Source organism: Nocardioides sp. 31GB23 (assembly GCF_040012395.1).
GTDB lineage: Bacteria > Actinomycetota > Actinomycetes > Propionibacteriales > Nocardioidaceae > Nocardioides > Nocardioides salarius.
This window is the reverse complement of the sequence record NZ_JBDYKJ010000002.1, coordinates 35,445-52,380: the sequence shown is the minus strand read 5'-3', so window position 1 is coordinate 52,380 and position 16,936 is coordinate 35,445. Positions and strand designations below refer to the sequence as shown.

The 16,936-nt window shown below is 74.9% G+C and carries 18 protein-coding genes; 10 read left to right on the top strand and 8 right to left on the bottom strand.

Features of this window, described 5'->3' with window-relative positions:
- Positions 1-20: 20 nt before the first annotated feature.
- Positions 21-584, top strand: coding sequence for a TetR/AcrR family transcriptional regulator (locus ABKW28_RS00880; protein ID WP_341229027.1), 564 nt, complete (start codon positions 21-23; stop codon positions 582-584).
- On the opposite strand, the gene ABKW28_RS00875 is transcribed toward ABKW28_RS00880, so the two are convergent.
- Genes ABKW28_RS00875 through ABKW28_RS00850 form a run of 6 tightly spaced genes read right to left on the bottom strand, consistent with a single transcriptional unit; the run spans position 571 to position 7,356 of the window.
- Positions 571-1,962, bottom strand: a complete 1,392-nt coding sequence (locus ABKW28_RS00875; RefSeq protein ID WP_348605685.1) for an HtaA domain-containing protein — start codon at positions 1,960-1,962, stop codon at positions 571-573. The genes ABKW28_RS00880 and ABKW28_RS00875 overlap by 14 nt on opposite strands.
- On the bottom strand, positions 1,962-3,197 hold the full coding sequence (locus tag ABKW28_RS00870; protein WP_348605683.1) for a hypothetical protein: 1,236 nt from the start codon (positions 3,195-3,197) through the stop codon (positions 1,962-1,964). Before ABKW28_RS00870 ends, ABKW28_RS00875 begins: the two co-directional genes overlap by 1 nt.
- Positions 3,181-4,353, bottom strand: coding sequence for a hypothetical protein (locus tag ABKW28_RS00865; protein ID WP_348605682.1), 1,173 nt, complete (start codon positions 4,351-4,353; stop codon positions 3,181-3,183). The genes ABKW28_RS00870 and ABKW28_RS00865 overlap by 17 nt, the downstream gene beginning before the upstream one ends.
- Positions 4,326-5,138, bottom strand: a complete 813-nt coding sequence (locus tag ABKW28_RS00860; protein ID WP_348605789.1) for a heme ABC transporter ATP-binding protein — start codon at positions 5,136-5,138, stop codon at positions 4,326-4,328. Before ABKW28_RS00860 ends, ABKW28_RS00865 begins: the two co-directional genes overlap by 28 nt.
- A 20-nt stretch (positions 5,139-5,158) precedes the next feature.
- Positions 5,159-6,229, bottom strand: coding sequence for an iron ABC transporter permease (locus ABKW28_RS00855; RefSeq protein ID WP_348605679.1), 1,071 nt, complete (start codon positions 6,227-6,229; stop codon positions 5,159-5,161).
- The gene (locus ABKW28_RS00850; RefSeq protein WP_348605677.1) at positions 6,226-7,356 is read right to left on the bottom strand and encodes an ABC transporter substrate-binding protein; all 1,131 of its coding nucleotides are present in this window, start codon (positions 7,354-7,356) and stop codon (positions 6,226-6,228) included. Before ABKW28_RS00850 ends, ABKW28_RS00855 begins: the two co-directional genes overlap by 4 nt.
- A gap of 185 nt (positions 7,357-7,541) precedes the next feature.
- Here ABKW28_RS00850 and ABKW28_RS00845 point away from each other — a divergent pair, with 185 nt between their 5' ends.
- From ABKW28_RS00845 to ABKW28_RS00835, 3 genes are read left to right on the top strand one after another with little or no spacing between them, the layout of a single operon-like run.
- The gene (locus ABKW28_RS00845) at positions 7,542-8,204 is read left to right on the top strand and encodes a biliverdin-producing heme oxygenase (protein WP_348605675.1); all 663 of its coding nucleotides are present in this window, start codon (positions 7,542-7,544) and stop codon (positions 8,202-8,204) included.
- 54 nt (positions 8,205-8,258) lie between these two features.
- Positions 8,259-8,660 (top strand): MerR family transcriptional regulator, encoded by a 402-nt coding sequence (locus ABKW28_RS00840; protein WP_193667075.1) that lies wholly within the window; start codon positions 8,259-8,261, stop codon positions 8,658-8,660.
- An 8-nt stretch (positions 8,661-8,668) separates the two neighbouring features.
- Positions 8,669-9,685 carry an aldo/keto reductase gene (locus ABKW28_RS00835; RefSeq protein WP_348605673.1) on the top strand — a complete coding sequence of 339 codons (1,017 nt, stop codon included), beginning with the start codon at positions 8,669-8,671 and terminating at the stop codon, positions 9,683-9,685.
- Between the two features lie 30 nt (positions 9,686-9,715).
- Here the strand turns inward: ABKW28_RS00835 and ABKW28_RS00830 are convergent, their stop codons facing one another.
- A complete protein-coding gene (locus ABKW28_RS00830; RefSeq protein ID WP_348605671.1) occupies positions 9,716-9,988 on the bottom strand; it encodes a hypothetical protein in 273 nt (90 codons plus the stop codon).
- An 82-nt stretch (positions 9,989-10,070) separates the two neighbouring features.
- Here ABKW28_RS00830 and ABKW28_RS00825 point away from each other — a divergent pair, with 82 nt between their 5' ends.
- Positions 10,071-11,741, top strand: coding sequence for a phospho-sugar mutase (locus tag ABKW28_RS00825; RefSeq protein ID WP_348605669.1), 1,671 nt, complete (start codon positions 10,071-10,073; stop codon positions 11,739-11,741).
- 7 nt (positions 11,742-11,748) lie between these two features.
- On the opposite strand, the gene ABKW28_RS00820 is transcribed toward ABKW28_RS00825, so the two are convergent.
- Complete coding sequence (locus ABKW28_RS00820) at positions 11,749-12,375, bottom strand: hypothetical protein (protein WP_348605667.1); 627 nt, start codon at positions 12,373-12,375, stop codon at positions 11,749-11,751.
- An 81-nt stretch (positions 12,376-12,456) separates the two neighbouring features.
- On the opposite strand from ABKW28_RS00820, the gene deoC reads away from it, so the two are divergent.
- The 5 genes from deoC to ABKW28_RS00795 are packed head-to-tail and all read left to right on the top strand — an operon-like array spanning position 12,457 to position 16,923.
- Complete coding sequence (gene deoC / locus ABKW28_RS00815; protein WP_348605665.1) at positions 12,457-13,452, top strand: deoxyribose-phosphate aldolase; 996 nt, start codon at positions 12,457-12,459, stop codon at positions 13,450-13,452.
- A 4-nt stretch (positions 13,453-13,456) separates the two neighbouring features.
- Positions 13,457-14,893 (top strand): aldehyde dehydrogenase family protein, encoded by a 1,437-nt coding sequence (locus tag ABKW28_RS00810; RefSeq protein ID WP_348605662.1) that lies wholly within the window; start codon positions 13,457-13,459, stop codon positions 14,891-14,893.
- Positions 14,890-15,762, top strand: a complete 873-nt coding sequence (locus ABKW28_RS00805; protein ID WP_348605660.1) for an aldehyde dehydrogenase family protein — start codon at positions 14,890-14,892, stop codon at positions 15,760-15,762. Before ABKW28_RS00810 ends, ABKW28_RS00805 begins: the two co-directional genes overlap by 4 nt.
- Positions 15,759-16,373, top strand: a complete 615-nt coding sequence (locus ABKW28_RS00800) for an ATP-binding protein (protein ID WP_307823049.1) — start codon at positions 15,759-15,761, stop codon at positions 16,371-16,373. The genes ABKW28_RS00805 and ABKW28_RS00800 overlap by 4 nt, the downstream gene beginning before the upstream one ends.
- Positions 16,366-16,923 (top strand): hypothetical protein, encoded by a 558-nt coding sequence (locus ABKW28_RS00795; protein WP_348605658.1) that lies wholly within the window; start codon positions 16,366-16,368, stop codon positions 16,921-16,923. The genes ABKW28_RS00800 and ABKW28_RS00795 overlap by 8 nt, the downstream gene beginning before the upstream one ends.
- Positions 16,924-16,936: the final 13 nt, after the last annotated feature.

Genomic DNA, 16,936 nt, shown 5'->3' with positions numbered 1-16,936 from the left:
CACCGCACTACCATCCGGGCGTGCCCCGCATCGACGCCGGCTCCCTGCAGGAGCACCGCGACCAGCTGCGGCAGCGGGTCTTCGCGGCGTTCGCCGAGCTGATGGCCGAGCGCAGCTTCGACGCCATCACGATGGCGCTCCTGGCCGAGCGCGCCGGGCTGGGCCGCACCGCGATCTACCGCCACTTCCCCGACACCGAGGCGGTGGTCGTGGCCTTCGCGGGCCACGAGACCGACCGCTACGTCGACGAGCTGCGCTCGCGGCTCGCGGGCTGCGAGGACGCTGTCGAGCAGCTGCGCACCTACGTGCGTCACCACCTCGAGCACGGCGAGCGCTTCCACATGGGGCTGGGCCCGGCGTTGTACGGCGTTCTGCCGCAGCGCTCGCGCGGCGCCATCCGCGAGCACGTGGTCGCCGTCGAGTCGGTGCTGCGCGAGGTCCTCGCCGGCGGCGCGAGCAGCGGGCAGCTGGTGGTCGACGACCTCGACGCCGCCGTGGTGATCGTGCACTCGTGCCTCGGCCCGCGCCACCTGCCGGTGGCGCGGGTCGAGGACTTCGTGGTCCGCGCGCTCAGCGCACGGTGACGCGGGAGCGGTCCACGGCCCGCTGGTAGGTGTTCGAGCCGGTGTAGCGCACGACCACCTTCCAGCGTCCCTTCGCGACCTTCGGCAGCCGCACCGAGCTGCGACCCCGGCCGTTGAGCGTGTCGCTGACACGGCGGGTCCGCTCGCCCTTCGTGAGCTTGGTGACCACGGTGCCGGTGGCCCGCCCGTGCTCCCCGGCGACGCGCACCTTCAGCACCCCCGCCCGCGCGGCGCTCGGCTGCCGCTTCGTGGCGACCTGGAGGGTCGAGCGCCCCTTGCGCAGGCCGACGGCGACCCAGTCGATCTCGACCGGCTGCTCGGTGTCCTGGCTGGTCGTCGAGTGCGTGTGGGCCCGCCAGGTGTAGACCGACCAGTCCTGGGAGTCGTCCAGGTCGGCGGGGTCGGCGTCGAGGTCGACCCCGAACGTGCCGTCGGTCATCTGCGCCGCCGGCACCCAGGCGACCGCGGCGAATGCCTCGGTGCCGCTCTCGCGGTCGTCGACGTCGGGCAGGCCGCCGGCCGGCGCGAGCCCCACGTAGACGCCGTCGTCGCCGGGGTTGGTGACGCCGGTGAAGCCGCTGCCCTCGACCCGCAGCACCAGGGCGTCGCGGTCGGCGGAGACGGTCGAGACCGACGTGCTGGGCGGCGCCGCGGCCCGGCTCGCCTCGGCCACGAACGACGCCGGCGCCTTCTTGGCGTCCGAGCCCGACCCGGAGGCGTAGAAGTGGGCGCGCACCCCGCTGGTGACCTGGCCCAGGAAGGCGGGGCTCCAGGCCTGTCCGTCGACCGGCTCGTCACCCTCGAGGCCCAGGTCGCCGGCCTCCTGGCTGCCGGGGGCCAGCACGCCGGCCCAGTCCGGGGTCGCGGCCAGCGAGGCCAGGTCACCGGGCTCGCCGCTCCAGTCCTCGGTCCCGGCGCTGAAGGTGGTCAGCACGACCCGGGCCGGCTGGGTCTCCTCGGCCGAGCTGCCCATCGCGGCCGCGTTGCCGGCCGAGACCACTGCGGTCAGCTCGCCGCGGCCGGCCTCGTCGACGCTGAGCGCCGGGTCCTCGATGCGCACGTGGTAGTACTCCGTGCCCGCGAAGGCGAACGAGCCGCGCACCACGCCCTGGTAGGCGACGCTGCTCACGCCGGTCACCGGGTCGTGCGAGCCGACGCCGTCGGGGAAGGTGATGACGCCCTCGGCGTCCTCGCTCGCACCGTCCTCCAGGACGTGGGTGGACAGGTGGTCGTCGAACTGCTGGGAGACCTCCCAGCGCAGCACGGGGGCGGGGGTGTCGACGTCCGACGTGGCGGCGCTCGGCGCGGCGTGCGCCGGCACCGACAGACCGGCACCGAGCAGCGCGCCGACGAGCGGCACGACCAGGAGCTGTCGCATCAGGGTTTCCTTCCGGGGTGGGGTGTGGGGACGAGCAGGAGGAGCGCGGCCACGAGGAGCAGCGCACCGCCGGCCCACCACGCAGGGGCGGTGGGGCCGGCTGCCGACGACGGCGTGGCCGCGGTCGGACGAGCGGCGGTCGCGGACCACGCCGGCGGGGCGGCGTACGTCGTGGGACCGGTGGAGGGGGTGGGCGCCGCGGGCGCCGCGACCGGGGCCGGGGTTGCCGCAGGGCTCGTCGCCGACGCTCGCGCAGCGGTCGTCGCGACCGGCGGTGCGCTGGTCGGGGGCGACGACGCCGTGGGCACCGCCGGCCCCGGGGCCGGGGTCTGGGGGGTGTCGACCGGCGTCTCGGGCTCGGCGCCACCGACGCCGACGGAGACCGGCAGCGGGACCTTGAAGGCGTCCGTCGTGCCGCCGCTGGAGTACCAGAAGGCGGCCGCACCGAGCCGGTCGGCGTAGTCGACCCACGACTGCGGGAACGAGCCCCACTGCGAGCCCTCGGTCTGCTGGGGCACGCCGCTGACGCGCACGCCCTCGTACGCCGGCTGGGCGCTGAGGCCCTCGCCCACCAGGTCGGCGACGTCGACGCCCGGCAGGTCGGCGACCACCACCTCCGAGGGCGCCACCTCCTCCCACACGTCGGGGTCGGCCTGCGAGGAGGCGAAGCCGCTCATCGTCGCGGTCAGCGTGGCGGCGCCCTCCTCGACGACGAGCTCGGGGTCGGCGAGGTGGAAGAAGGACATCCCGGAGTAGTAGAGGACGCTCACCTCGCCCTCCCACGACAACGTGGCGGTGCCGGCAGCGACGTCCACGACGCCCTCGCCGCCCTCGATGACGAAGGTGTGGTTGCTGAACGTGCCGCCGGCCGGGGAGCCCAGCGTCCGGCCGTCGCTGTCGGTGGACAGCCCGGCCCAGGTGGCGCGCCGCCAGGACCGCCCGTCCCACTTCTCGATGCGCACCGCTCCCGCCCGGCGCTGCCAGTCGGCGCGGTCGAGCCGCTGGCCGCCGCGGCCCGGGTCGGGGGTCCGCCCCGCCGAGAGGAAGTTGTAGGTGTCCGGTGCGTGGGCGCGGTTGTGCGTCTCGTTGTTGATGCCCCACCGCAGCACCGCGTCGTCGACGCCCACCGGCTCCTCGGTGGCGGAAGTGGCGGCGGTGGCGGTGGGCAGTGCCGTGAGCAGCACCGCTCCCGCGACCGCGAGGCCGGCCAGGGCGCGCTCAGGCCGCCGCCGCACGACGCCTCCTCGGTCCGGAGGGGCGGGGCAGCCACGAGAGCCGGGGCAGCAGCAGGCGCAGCACGGCCAGCGCCAGCACCACCAGCGCCAGGGCGAGGAAGGCGGCGGCCGCGCGCTCCTGGCCGAAGAGCCCCGGGGCCTGCTCGACGTCGGGAGCCACGGGCACCGGGGCCGCCGCCACCGCGAAGCGCACCGTGGGCGCCGCGTCCGCGCCCGTGTGCAGCCGCAGCTCGTGGGTGCCCGCGGGCAGGTCGGCGGGCAGCGTGATGACTCCCGCCAGCCGGCCGTCGGCACCGGCCTGGAGCGGGCCGACGGCCGACAGCCCGTCGTCGAGCACGGCGCTGACCTGGGCTCCCGGGGCCAGCCCGGCGCCCGAGAAGGCCAGCACCCGTCCGGCGACGGCCGAGGCGCGGTCGACCTCGAGCCCGGGCTCGGGCTCGGGCTCGTCGTCCCCGGCGCGGCCAGGGCCGGGGCTCGACGTACCGGTCGTGGGGGCCGGCTCCGTGTCGTCGTCGGCGGTGTCCGTCGCGGGGCTGGTGGGGGCGGCGCCCTGCTGCTCGCCGCCGCCCTGCAGGTCGCGGACGGCGACGGGCGTGAAGGTCTCGTTGCGCGCGTTGACGACGCCGTGGGCACCCACCGTCAGGATGCCGCAGGTGAGCCTGCGGCAGTCGATCGTGCGGGCCCCGCCGTCGCGGTCGAAGGCCTCGAAGACCGCGCCCGGCACCGTGATCGTGGCCGACCAGCCGCCACCGGCGGTCATCGAGCCGCCGTTGGCCGAGGACGCGGTGTCGGACCCGGGGAACGCCACGAAGCGCTGGAAGCCCTGGTTGTCGCGGCCCTCGCCGTCGGGCACGTAGAAGTAGTCACGTCCGGTGGCACCGCCCTGGCTGGGGCGCCAGCCGTCGGTGACGTGGCCGAAGAAGACGTAGACGCCGCCGTGGCCGCCGGCCAGCGACTGGAAGCCGCTGCCCCGCACGGTCAGGCGGGTGGCGTACGTCGGGTCGACCGCCGCGGTGCCGTCGGGGCCGGCGACGCTGACCCGGGAGTCGGCGCGGGCGGGTGCGGCGGGCAGCACGACCAGCGGCGCGAGCGCCGCGAGCACGGCCAGGGCGCCGAGCAGGACGGACCTCAGCAGGTGGCGGGGTGCGTGGGGCACGGGTCCTCCTCGTGGTCGGCGGGGACGGGAGCGGGGCGGACGGGGACCACGAGGAGCGCGCCGCCGTGGTCGACGACCTCGAGGGGGTGCTCGTAGACCTCGCTGAGCAGGGCGGAGGTGAGCACCTCGCGCGGGGGGCCGTCGGCACGCACGCGTCCGGCGGCCAGCACGCAGACCCGGTCGGCCCAGGCGGCGGCGAGCGCGAGGTCGTGGAGCACCACGACCACCGCGCAGCCGCGCAGCACGAGCCGGCGGGCCGCGGCCAGCAGGGCCTCCTGGTGCCGTACGTCGAGCGCGGCCGTGGGCTCGTCGAGCAGCACCACCTGCGCCTGCTGGGCCAGCACCCGCCCGAAGCTGGTGCGCGCCTGCTCCCCGCCCGACAGGGTCGGGAAGAGCCGCTCGGCCAGGTGGTCGACCTCGGTCCGCGCCATGGCGGCGAGCACCACGTCGTCGTCGTGCCGCGCCCGCTCGGTGCGGTGCCACGGGGAGCGGCCCATCCGGACCACCTCGTGCACCCGGAACCCGAAGGCCAGGCCCTGCTGCTGCAGCAGCACCGCCCGGCGGCGGGCCAGCGCACGCGGGCGGTACGAGCCCAGCGGCTCGCCGTCGACCTCGACGACGCCGTGCGTGGGCTCCACGTCGCCCGCGAGCGCCGCCAGCAGGGTGGACTTGCCGGCCCCGTTGGGACCGACCAGCGCGACCATCTCGCCGCGCCCCACCGTCAGGTCGACGCCGTCGAGGATGCGGGCGCCGCCGAGGGCGACCCCGACGCCGGTGGCCCGCAGGGCCGGCGCGGCCGCGGCGCTCACGCCCAGCCGCCCGCGCTGCGCCGGGCCCGGCGCAGCAGCCAGAAGAAGAACGGGCCGCCGACCAACGAGGTCAGCATCCCGATGGGCAGGTCGGCGTAGGCCACCGCGGTGCGGGCGGCCAGGTCGGCCAGCACCAGCAGGACCGCCCCTCCCAGCGCACTGGCCGGCACCAGCAACCGGTGGCCGGGCCCGGCGACGAGCCGGACCAGGTGGGGCACCACGAGACCGACGAAGGCGATGACGCCGCAGAAGGAGACCGCGGCCGCGGTGAGCACGGCGACGACCACGATGACCCCCAGGCGCAGCCGCTCGACGTCCACGCCGACGTGACGGGCCGCGCGGTCGCCGAGGGCGAGCAGGTCGAGCTGGCGGGTCAGCAGCACCGCGGCCACCAGGCCGGCGCCGGCCAGCGGCGCGACCACGGCGACGTACTCCCACCGCGAGCCGTTGAGGCTGCCCAGCGTCCAGAACACGATCTCCTCGCGGGCCTGCTGGTCGCCCAGGAAGAGAAGGAAGGCCAGGCCGGCGCTGGTCATCGCGTTGATGGCGATGCCGGTCAGCACGAGGGTGACCACCTCGGTGCGCCCGCCGTCGCGGGAGAGCACGTAGACCAGGAGCGTGGTGACCAGGCCGCCCACGAAGGCGCAGACCGCGATGGTCCAGGTGCCGGCGAAGGACAGGTCGAGCACGATGACCGAGGCGGCGGCGACGGCCGCGCCCGAGGACACCCCGACGACGCCGGGCTCGGCGAGCGGGTTGCCGAAGACGCCCTGCATCAGCGCACCGGCCGTGGCCAGCGCGGCGCCCACCAGCGCCGCCATGACCACGCGGGGGAAGCGGACCTGCCACAGCGTGTCCTCGCCGCGGGGATGGGCGGGCAGCGGGCCCACGTCGAGACCGAGGCGGTGCAGCACCGAGCCGACGACCTCGGCCGGTGGCACGTCGAGCAGGCCGTGGCCGGCGCTGACGACCAGGGAGGCGGCCAGCGCCACGACCAGACCTCCGAGCAGCGCCGCCCCGGCGAGCGCGCCGTGGGCGGCGGCCGGGCGCTGGACGAGCAGGCTCACCGCAGTGCTCCCGGCGCGTAGACCGCGACGGCGAGGGCATCGAGCACGGCCGCCGTGCCGGGGCCGTAGCCGAGGACCTGGGCGTCGTCCATGTCCACGAAGCGGCGCCGCTCCCCGGCCGGGGTGCTGGCCAGGGCCGGGAAGCGCTCGAGCAGGCCCTCGACCCCGCCGGCCGACTCGAGGCCACCGCTCATCATCAGCACCAGGTCGGGCTGCGCGGCCACGATGCCCTCGTCGGTCACCGGCTTCATGCCCGCCCAGCCGATCTCGCCCGCGACGTCGTAGGCACCGACGGCCTCGATGAGCGCGTCCGCGCCGGATCCCTCGCCGAACATGTAGTAGACGCCCGCCTGGCCCCGGGCGTAGAGGAAGACGGTGCGCAGCTGCTCGTCGAGGGCGTCGGGAGCGACCTCCTCGATGCGTGCGCGCACCGCGTCGACCTGTCGCTCGGTGCGGCGGGCGAGGCGCTGCCCGGCGCGGGGCACGCCCAGTGCTGCCGCCACCTGCTCGGTGAGCGCGGTGAGGTTGTCGAGGCCGCGGTGGGCGTCGGTGACGACGACGGGGATGCCGGCGTCGCGCAGCTGCAGCACCACGTCCCAGGGGCCCAGCGAGGTGTCGGTCAGCACCACCGTGGGGTCCAGGGCCAGGATCGCCTCGGCGTTGAGGTCGTGGCCGTTCTGCGTCACCAGCGGCAGGTCGTCGAGCTCGTCGAGCTGGGTGGACACGTCGCGGCCCACCAGCCGGTCGGCCAGACCCAGCTCGACGACGGTGCGCGAGAGGGTGCCGTAGACGTCCAGGGCCAGCACCCGGCTGACGTCGGTGACCGTCACCTCGGTGCCCTGCACGTCGGTGAGGGTCACGGGCAGCTCGGGCCGCGGCTCGTCGGCGACCGGGTCGGCGCCGGTGTCGCTGACGACGGCCGTGCCCGGGCCCTGCCACTCGCGGGGGTCGGTGAGCAGGTCCGCCGCGTCCACCTCGGCGAGCGTGGGGACTCCACCGGCGCTGCTCGCCCGGGCGCCCCGGTCGTCGGGGCCGGGCAACGACGCCCCGCAGCCCGTCGCGAGCAGCAGCACCGCCAGGACGGCGCCCGGGGCCCGAGAGACGGCTCGGCGGGGGTGCTGCGTCATCTCGGGCGTGCTCCTGTCGACGGCGGAGCGGCGCTCCAGGGAGTAAAGTAAGGTGAGGCTAACATTAGTGAGGCAAGCCTTACCTGACCTGTCCAGACCGGTCGTGACAGATCGTCACGAACGTGCTGACAATCCGTCACGACGCCGCCGTTCGGCGCGCGAGCCACCACCACACGGGGAGACCGATGACCATCACCGAGCCGACCGAGGTCGACCAGCCGCTCTCCACCGCCATGCGGCTGGGCTCCCGGGCCGAGCACGAGGCCGCCGAGGGGTCGCTGTTCATGAGCGAGCTGCTGGCCGGGCGCATCGGCGCGACCGGCTACACGGCGTACCTGCTGCGGCTGCGGCTGGTCTACGACGCACTCGAGTCGACCGTGCGCGAGCACCTCGACGACCCCCACGTGGCGGCGGTCCACGACCCCGCCCTCGAGCGGCTGGGCGCCATCGACGCCGACCTCGAGCACTGGGCACCGGGCTCCTCGCGCGAGGTGGACTCCCCCGCCGCGTCGACGTACGCCGAGCGGGTGCGGGCCGCCGGCGAGTGGGGCGGCCTCCTCGGCGCGCACCACTACACCCGCTACCTCGGCGACCTCTCGGGCGGCCAGGCGATCGGCCGCATCCTCGACCGCGAGCACGACCTCGACGGTCGCGGCGTCGCGTTCTACGCCTTCCCCGGCATCCCCAAGCCCAAGCCGTACAAGGACGCCTACCGGGCCCGCCTCGACGCGCTCGGCACCAGCCCCGACGACACCCGCCGGGTGGTCGACGAGGTCAAGGTCGCCTTCGGCCTCAACCAGGCCCTCTTCGTCGAGCTCGGCCGGCAGATCGAGGACTTCCGACGCTGAGCCTTCCCCGCGCCACCTTGACCTGGAGCGCACTCCAGGCGCGAGACTGGCCCGGTGCCCACCTACTCGATCGCGCAGGCAGCCGAGCGCAGCGGGCTCAGCGCCGACACCCTGCGCTACTACGAGCGCGACGGGCTGATGCTGCGCCCGGTGCCGCGCGCGAGCAGCGGGCACCGCCGCTACGACGAGCAGGACCTGCGGTGGGTGCTGCTGCTGACCCGGCTGCGCGCCACCGGCATGCCGATCCGCGACGTGCGCCGCTACGCCGACCTGGTGCGCGCCGGCGCCGGCAACGAGGCCGAGCGGCTCACCCTGCTGCAGGCGCACCGCCAGGTGGTGCTGGCACAGCTGGCCGAGGTCACCGACCACCTCGGGGCCATCGACCAGAAGATCGGCATCTACGAGGACGTCGTCCTCGGGGCGGGGCTTGACCTGGAGCGCGCTCCAGGGTCTTGAGTGGGGCCATGACCACTCCCACAGGCTCCACCGGCATCCACCCCCGCACCCTCGGCACCACCTCCCCGCTCACCGTCTCGGCCCTGGGCCTGGGCTGCATGGGCATGTCGGAGTTCTACGGCACCTCCGACGAGCAGACCGCGACCGCGACCATCCACCGCGCCCTCGACCTGGGCGTCACCCTCCTCGACACCGCCGACATGTACGGCCCCTTCACCAACGAGCAGCTCGTCGGGGCCGCCATCGCCGGCCGGCGAGACGAGGTCCAGCTGGCCACCAAGTTCGGCAACGAGCGCCGCGCCGACGGCACCCGGGTCGGCATCAACGGCCGCCCCGACTACGTCCGCGCCGCCTGCGACGCCTCCCTGCAGCGCCTGGGCGTCGACCACATCGACCTCTACTACCAGCACCGCGTCGACCCCGACGTGCCGATCGAGGAGACCGTGGGCGCGATGGCCGGGCTCGTCGAGGCCGGCAAGGTCCGCCACCTCGGCCTCTCGGAGGCCTCGGCCACGACCATCCGCCGCGCCCACGCGACGTACCCGATCACGGCGCTGCAGAGCGAGTACTCCCTCTTCAGCCGCGACCTCGAGGACGAGGTGCTGCCGACGCTGCGCGAGCTCGGCATCGGCCTGGTCCCCTACTCCCCGCTCGGGCGCGGCCTGCTCACCGGCGCCATCACCTCCGAGGACTCGCTCGAGGAGGGCGACTCGCGGCGCTCCGGCTACTTCCCCCGCATGAACGGCGAGGGGCTGCGCGCCAACCTGGTGCTGGTCGAGCGGGTGCGCGAGCTCGCCGCGGCCAAGGGCTGCACGCCCGGCCAGCTGGCGCTGGCCTGGGTGCTGGCCCAGGGGCCGGACGTCGCCCCGATCCCCGGCACCAAGCGGATCCCCTACCTCGAGGAGAACGTGGGCGCTCTCGAGGTGGTGCTCACCGACGACGACCTGGGCGCGCTGGCCGCCGCCGTGCCGCGCGAGGCGGTCGTCGGCGAGCGCTACGGCGACATGAGCTCGATCGACCGCTGAGGCCGCCCGCGCCCGGGCCCCTGGGGTCGCTCAGGAGTAGCGGTGGCTCTTGGCCGCGTGGCCGTGCTCGCGGGTGCAGGTGCGCCCGCTCATGTTGCGGTGCCCGCACAGGGCGTCAGGCTGCGCGGCGTCCGTCTTCTCGGGCTGCGCCTCGGCCGCCGGCCTCGCGGCGGGCGGGGCCACCGGGGGCCGGGTGCGCGCCTGGGGCGGCTTCTGCCCCGTCTTCTGGGTCTTCTGGGTGGCCTTCTGCGCAGCCTCGTACTTGGCCTCGCGCATCGCCCGCAGGGCGTCCATCTTGCTCATCGTCGCTTCACCCCTCGATCCTAGGCGCGGGCGCCGACACCTCCCCCGGGCAGGACCCCCCACCAGGGGCTAGCGTGCGGGCATGACCTCGCCGACCTCCTCGACCGAGCTGCTCGACCGCGCCCGCGCCTGGGCCGACGCCGACCCCGACCCGACGACGCGTGAGGAGCTCGAGCGGCTCGTCGCGGCCGCCGGGTCGGGCGACGAGGCCGCCTCGGCCGAGCTCGCCGACCGCTTCGACGGCACCCTGGAGTTCGGCACGGCCGGCCTGCGCGGCGCCATGGGGGCCGGCCCCAACCGGATGAACCGGGTCGTGGTCTCGCGGGCCGCGGCCGGGCTGGCGGCGTACCTGGTGGCCGAGGCCGAGGGCGGGCACGCCGGTCGCGGCGCGGTGGTGATCGGCTACGACGCCCGCCACCTCTCCGAGCAGTTCGCGCGCGACAGCGCCGGGATCATCAACGGCGCCGGGCTCGACGTGTGGCTGCTGCCGCGCCCGCTGCCCACCCCCGTGCTGGCCTACGCCATCCGCGAGCTCGGCTGCGTCGCCGGCGTGATGGTCACCGCCAGCCACAACCCGCCGCAGGACAACGGCTACAAGGTCTACCTCGGCGACGGCAGCCAGATCGTGCCGCCCGCCGACGCCGAGATCGCCGAGCGGATCGCCGCGGTCGGCGACCTGACGTCGGTGCCGCGCGCCGACGGCGCCCGGGTGCTCGACGAGAACATCCTCGACTCCTACCTCGACACCGTCGCCGGGCTGGCCGGCGACGGCCCCCGCGACCTCGACGTCGTCTACACGCCGCTGCACGGAGTCGGCGGCAGCACCGTGACGCAGGTGCTCGAGACCGCCGGCTTCGCGGCCCCGCGGGTCGTGGAGCAGCAGGAGCAGCCTGACGCCGACTTCCCCACCGTGCCCTTCCCCAACCCCGAGGAGGAGGGGGCGATGGACCTGGCGCTCGACCTGGCCGCGCGCTGCGGCGCCGACCTCGTGGTGGCCAACGACCCCGACGCCGACCGCTGCGCCGCCGCCGTGCCCACCCCGACCGGCTGGCGGATGCTGCGCGGCGACGAGGTCGGCGCGCTGCTGGCCTCGCACCTGGTGCGCCGCGGGGTCACCGGCACCCTGGCCACGAGCATCGTGTCGTCGAGCCTGCTCGGCAAGATCGCCGCCGCGGCCGGCCTGCCGTACGCCGAGACGCTCACCGGCTTCAAGTGGATCGGCCGGGTCGAGGGCCTCTCCTTCGGCTACGAGGAGGCGCTGGGCTACTGCTGCGACCCCGAGCACGTGCGCGACAAGGACGGCGTCTCGGCGCTGCTGCTGCTCTGCGAGATGGCCGCCGACGCCAAGGCGCAGGGACGCACCCTGCTCGACCTGCTCGACGACCTGACCACCGAGCACGGCCTGCACGCCACGGACCAGGTCAGCGTGCGCGTCGACGACCTGGCGCTGATCACCGACGCCATGGCGCGGCTGCGCGAGCAGCCGCCCACCGAGCTCGGCGGGCTGGCCGTCGAGGGCGTCGACGACCTGGCGGAGGGCTCCGGCGACCTGCCCCCGACCGAGGGGCTGCGCTACCGCCTCGCCGACGGCGCCCGGGTGGTGGTGCGCCCCAGCGGCACCGAGCCCAAGCTCAAGGCCTACCTCGAGGTCGTGGTGCCGGTGCGCGACGAGCCGGTCGAGGCCGCGCGGATCTCGGCGGCCACCCGCCTCGACGCGCTCGGCGGCGACGTACGGGCCGCGCTCGGGCTGTAGCCGGTGCTCAGCCCAGCACCAGGCTGAGCAGCGCGACCAGCCCGGCGGCGACCACGAGGCCGATCTGCACCAGCGCCGGGCGGCGTACGACGTCGGCGGCCAGGGCGGCCTGCTCGGGGCTGGCGATCTTGACGCGGTGCCGGCTGCGGGCGCCCGCGGCCATCTCGCGCAGCCGGTCCTCGACGTAGTCGGCGTAGCTCATGCCCTCCTCAGCGACCAGGCCCTCGCCGGGCACCGGGGTCATCGCCAGCTCGCGGGTCGATCGGGGCTTGCGCAGCGCCTGGCGGAAGGTGCGCCCCACCGCCGGGGAGACGTAGCGCTTGTCACCGACCCGGACGGCCAGCACCTGGCGCACCACGACCGACTCGACCGCCGCCAGCGGCAGCCGCACGGTCTCGAAGAGGTTGACCAGCTCGAGCTCGTCGTCGGTGGCGCGCACGAGCGGCTTGAGCATCGAGCCGTGCACCAGCACCCCGACGAGCACCGCCACCGCGATGCCCGTCACCCCGATGCCGGAGCCGGGGTCGACCAGGGCGATCGCGACCACCCCGGCGCAGACCAGCACGCCGACCACGCCGAGGATGCGACCGCTGGTCGGCTTGAAGACCTCGACGTACTCCTGCGGGGCGCTCATCCGGGGGTGCTCCTGTCGTGGGGCGTGCACGTGCGATCCGACGGTTGTGGCGCCGTCGGCCGCCAACCCTATGCTGGTCCAATGCCCACCACGCCCACCACGGACGCCCCGGCCGCCACCGCCGCCACCGGCTCCGCACCCGGCGGGGACTTCTCGGACGTCACCCGCTCCGACGCCTCCCTGCGCCGGTTCCTGCACGGTCTGCCCGGAGTCGACCAGGTCGGCGCCGACGCCCGCGCCGCCTCGCTCGGCACGCGGTCGATCAAGACGACCGCGAAGGCGCAGGCGCTCGACCTGGCCATCCGGATGGTCGACCTGACCACCCTCGAGGGGGCCGACACCGACGGCAAGGTCCGCGCGCTGGCCTCCAAGGCCGTGCGCCCCGACCCCGCCGACCCGACCTGCCCGTCGGTCGCGGCCGTGTGCGTGTACGGCGACCTGGCGGCCACCGCCCGCCGGACCCTCGGCGACAGCGGCGTCCACGTCGCCGCCGTGGCCACCGCGTTCCCCAGCGGCCGCGCCTCGCGCGAGATCAAGCTCGCCGACACCCGTGACGCCGTCGCGGCCGGCGCCGACGAGATCGACATGGTCATCGACCGTGGCGCGTTCCTCTCGGGTCGCTACCTCGAGGTCTTCGAGGAGATCGTGGCCGTCAGGGAGGCCTGCGGGCCCGCGCACCTCAAGGTCATCTTCGAGACCGGCGAGCTGCAGACCTACGACAACGTCCGTCGTGCCTCGTGGCTGGCGATGATGGCCGGCGGCCACTTCATCAAGACCTCCACCGGCAAGACCCAGCCGGCAGCGACCCTGCCGGTGACCATGATCATGCTCGAGGCGGTGCGCGACTGGCGCGCGGCGACCGGGCAGATGGTGGGCGTCAAGCCCGCCGGCGGCATCCGCACCGCCAAGGACGCGATCAAGTACCTGGTGACCGTCAACGAGGTCGCCGGCCCCGACTGGCTCGACCCCGACTGGTTCCGCTTCGGGGCCTCCACGCTGCTCAACGACCTGCTGATGCAGCGCACCAAGATGCGCACCGGCCGCTACTCCGGCCCCGACTACTTCACCCTGGACTGATCGCATGAGCATCTTCGAGTACGCCCCCGCCCCCGAGTCCCGCTCGATCGTCGACATCAAGGGCTCCTACGGGCTCTTCGTCAACGGCGAGTTCACCGACGGCCACGGCACCCCCTTCAAGACGGTCAACCCGGCCACCGAGGAGGTGCTCGCCGAGGTCGCCGAGGCCGACGCCTCCGACGTCGACGCCGCGGTCAAGGCCGCCCGCAAGGCCTACGACAAGGTCTGGGGCCCGATGCTCGGGCGCGAGCGCGCCAAGTACCTCTACCGGATCGCGCGCATCCTGCAGGAGCGCGCCCGCGAGATCTCGGTGCTGGAGACGATCGACAACGGCAAGCCGATCAAGGAGTCGCGCGACGTCGACGTGCCGACCGCGGCCGCGTTCTTCTTCTACTACGCCGGCTGGGCCGACAAGCTCGAGCACTCCGGCTACGGCAGCACCCCGCTCGGCGTCGCCGGCCAGGTCATCCCGTGGAACTTCCCGCTGCTGATGCTGGCCTGGAAGATCGCCCCGGCCCTGGCCTGCGGCAACACCGTGGTGCTCAAGCCGGCCGAGACGACGCCGCTGACGGCGCTGCTCTTCGCCGAGATCTGCCAGCAGGCCGATCTGCCCCCGGGCGTGGTCAACATCATCACCGGCGCCGGCGCCACCGGCGAGACGCTGGTGGGCCACCCGGGCATCGACAAGGTCGCCTTCACCGGCTCCACCGGCGTCGGCAAGGCCATCGCCCGCACCGTCGCCGGCAGCAACAAGAAGGTCACCCTCGAGCTGGGCGGCAAGGCCGCCAACATCGTCTTCGACGACGCACCGATGGACCAGGCGGTCGAGGGCATCGTCAACGGCATCTTCTTCAACCAGGGCCACGTGTGCTGCGCCGGCTCGCGGCTGCTGGTGCAGGAGTCGGTGGCCGACGAGGTGCTCGAGCGCCTCAAGCGCCGGATGTCGACGCTGCGCCTGGGCGACCCGCTCGACAAGAACACCGACGTGGGCGCCATCAACTCCGCCGCCCAGCTCGCCCGCATCCACGAGCTCTCCGACATCGGCGAGGCCGAGGGCGCCGGGCGCTGGTCGCCCGAGTGCGAGCTGCCCGCCAACGGCTTCTGGTTCCCGCCCACGGTCTTCACCGGGGTCAGCCAGGCGCACCGGATCGCGCGCGAGGAGATCTTCGGCCCCGTGCTGTCGGTGCTGACCTTCCGCACCCCCAGCGAGGCGGTCGAGAAGGCCAACAACACGCCGTACGGGCTGTCGGCGGGGATCTGGACCGACAAGGGCTCGCGCATCCTCGACATCGCCGGGCGCCTGCGCGCCGGCGTGGTCTGGGCCAACACGTTCAACAAGTTCGACCCCACCAGCCCCTTCGGCGGCTACAAGGAGTCGGGCTACGGCCGCGAGGGCGGGCGCCACGGCCTCGCCGCCTACCTGAAGGGAGCCGACGCGTGAGCAGCCGCATCGACGTCCGCAAGACCTACAAGCTCTTCATCGGCGGGGCCTTCCCCCGCTCGGAGTCGGGCTACTCCTACGTCGTCAACGACCACAAGGGGGCCTTCGTGGCCAACGCCGCCCTCGCCTCGCGCAAGGACGCCCGCGACGCCGTGGGCGCCGCCCGCAAGGCCCAGGCCGGCTGGGCCGGGCGCACCGCCTACAACCGGGCGCAGATCCTCTACCGCGTCGCCGAGGTGATGGAGGACCGCCGCCCGCAGTTCGTGCAGGCCGTCCAGCAGTCCGAGGGCCTCTCGGGCAGCAAGGCCGAGCGGGTCGTCGACGAGGCCGTCGACCGCTGGGTCTGGTACGCCGGGTGGGCCGACAAGCTCGCCCAGGTGGTCGGCAACGCCAACCCCGTCGCCGGGCCGTTCTTCAACCTCTCCACCCCCGAGCCGACCGGTGTCGTGGCGGTGCTCGCCCCCGAGCGCTCCTCGCTGCTGGGCCTGGTCTCGGTGCTGGCGCCGGTGATCGTCAGCGGCAACACCGCCGTGCTGGTCTCCTCCTACTCGCGCCCGCTGCCCGCGGTGAACCTCGCCGAGGTGCTCGCCACCAGCGACGTGCCCGGCGGCGTGGTCAACGTCCTGACCGGCAAGGCGGCCACCGTGGCGCCGTGGCTGGCCGCCCACATGGACGTCAACGCCATCGACCTGACCGGGGTCGCGGGTGACGCCGCCCTGGCCACCGACCTCGAGGTCGCGGCCGCCGACAACCTCAAGCGGGTGCGCCGCGCGCCCGCCGCCGAGCCCGACTGGAGCGCCGAGCCCGGCCTCGAGCCGATGACGGCGTTCCTGGAGACCAAGACGGTCTGGCACCCCATGGGGGTGTGAGCGCCCTGCTCGCCCAGGTCATCGTCCTGGCCGGCCCCTCGGGGTCGGGCAAGTCCCGGCTCGCCGAACGCCTCGGCCTGCCGGTGCTGCGCCTCGACGACTTCTACAAGGACGGCGACGACCCGACGCTGCCCCGCATCACCGAGGGCCCCAACGCCGGGATCGTCGACTGGGACCACCCCGACTCGTGGCTCCCGGCCGACGCCCTGGCGACCATGCGCGAGCTCTGCGAGACCGGCCGCGCCGAGGTGCCGATCTACGAGATCGCGCGCAACGGCCGCACCGGGTGGCGCCCGGTCGACCTGGGCGGGGCCCCGCTCTTCGTGGCCGAGGGCATCTTCGCGCCCGACGTGGTGGAGCCGGCGCGCGTCGCCGGCCTGCTGGGAGCGGCGTACTGCATCAGGCGCAGCACGGCGCGCACGTTCTGGCTGCGGCTGACCCGCGACCTGCGCGAGCGGCGCAAGCCGCCGCTGGTGCTGGTACGCCGCGGTCTGGCCCTGGCCCGGGCCCAGCGCGGTGTGGTCGCCGACGCGGTGGCGAAGGGCTGCGAGCCGGTCTCGCCGACCGAGGCGCTCGCGCAGGTCGCGGCGCTGCGCCCCGACCGTGTCTGACTCCGTGGCTGGCGGGCGCTGGCCGCACCGCCAGCCCGACCAGCGCTCCTGCGGCGCCGCCTGCCTGGTCGTGGCGACGATGCTCACCGACGCGTCGTACGACGCCCGGCTGCGCGCCGACCCCGGCCTCTGGCCCGCCGAGGTGCAACGCACGCACCGCGAGGTGACCGGGCTGCGGGACGCCGGCCGGGTGGGGGCCCCGTGGCCGCGACTGCTGGGCACTCCCCCGTGGGCGGTCGGGCGGCGGCTGGGGCGCCGGCCCGGCGGGCGGTGGTGCACCCGGCTGCTGCGCCTCGGCGCCGGGTCATTCGACTCGCTGCTGGTGCTGGCGCGCCACGGTGTGCCGCTGCCGCTGTACGTCGGCTCCCGACTGTTGCCGCGCCACGTGGTGCTGGTGGTCGGCGCCGGCGGCGAGGAGCTGGTGGTGTGGGACCCCGCGCGCGGCGCGACGATGCGCGTGACCCGGGAGGCGTTCGAGACCGGCCGGCTGCCGTTCGGTCGCTGGCGCACGCCGTGGTTCGTGGTCACCCCACGCTGGCTCGCCGGCTGACGCCACGGCGTCC

Bases quoted from the DNA above. Each gene is read 5' to 3' on its own strand.
- ABKW28_RS00875 (WP_348605685.1), bottom strand. From the start codon at position 1,962: ATGCGACAGCTCCTGGTCGTGCCGCTCGTCGGCGCGCTGCTCGGTGCC.
- ABKW28_RS00850 (WP_348605677.1), bottom strand. From the start codon at position 7,356: ATGACGCAGCACCCCCGCCGAGCCGTCTCTCGGGCCCCGGGCGCCGTC.
- ABKW28_RS00845 (WP_348605675.1), top strand. From the start codon at position 7,542: ATGACCATCACCGAGCCGACCGAGGTCGACCAGCCGCTCTCCACCGCC.
- ABKW28_RS00835 (WP_348605673.1), top strand. From the start codon at position 8,669: ATGACCACTCCCACAGGCTCCACCGGCATCCACCCCCGCACCCTCGGC.
- ABKW28_RS00830 (WP_348605671.1), bottom strand. From the start codon at position 9,988: ATGAGCAAGATGGACGCCCTGCGGGCGATGCGCGAGGCCAAGTACGAG.
- ABKW28_RS00825 (WP_348605669.1), top strand. From the start codon at position 10,071: ATGACCTCGCCGACCTCCTCGACCGAGCTGCTCGACCGCGCCCGCGCC.
- ABKW28_RS00820 (WP_348605667.1), bottom strand. From the start codon at position 12,375: ATGAGCGCCCCGCAGGAGTACGTCGAGGTCTTCAAGCCGACCAGCGGT.
- deoC (WP_348605665.1), top strand. From the start codon at position 12,457: ATGCCCACCACGCCCACCACGGACGCCCCGGCCGCCACCGCCGCCACC.
- ABKW28_RS00810 (WP_348605662.1), top strand. From the start codon at position 13,457: ATGAGCATCTTCGAGTACGCCCCCGCCCCCGAGTCCCGCTCGATCGTC.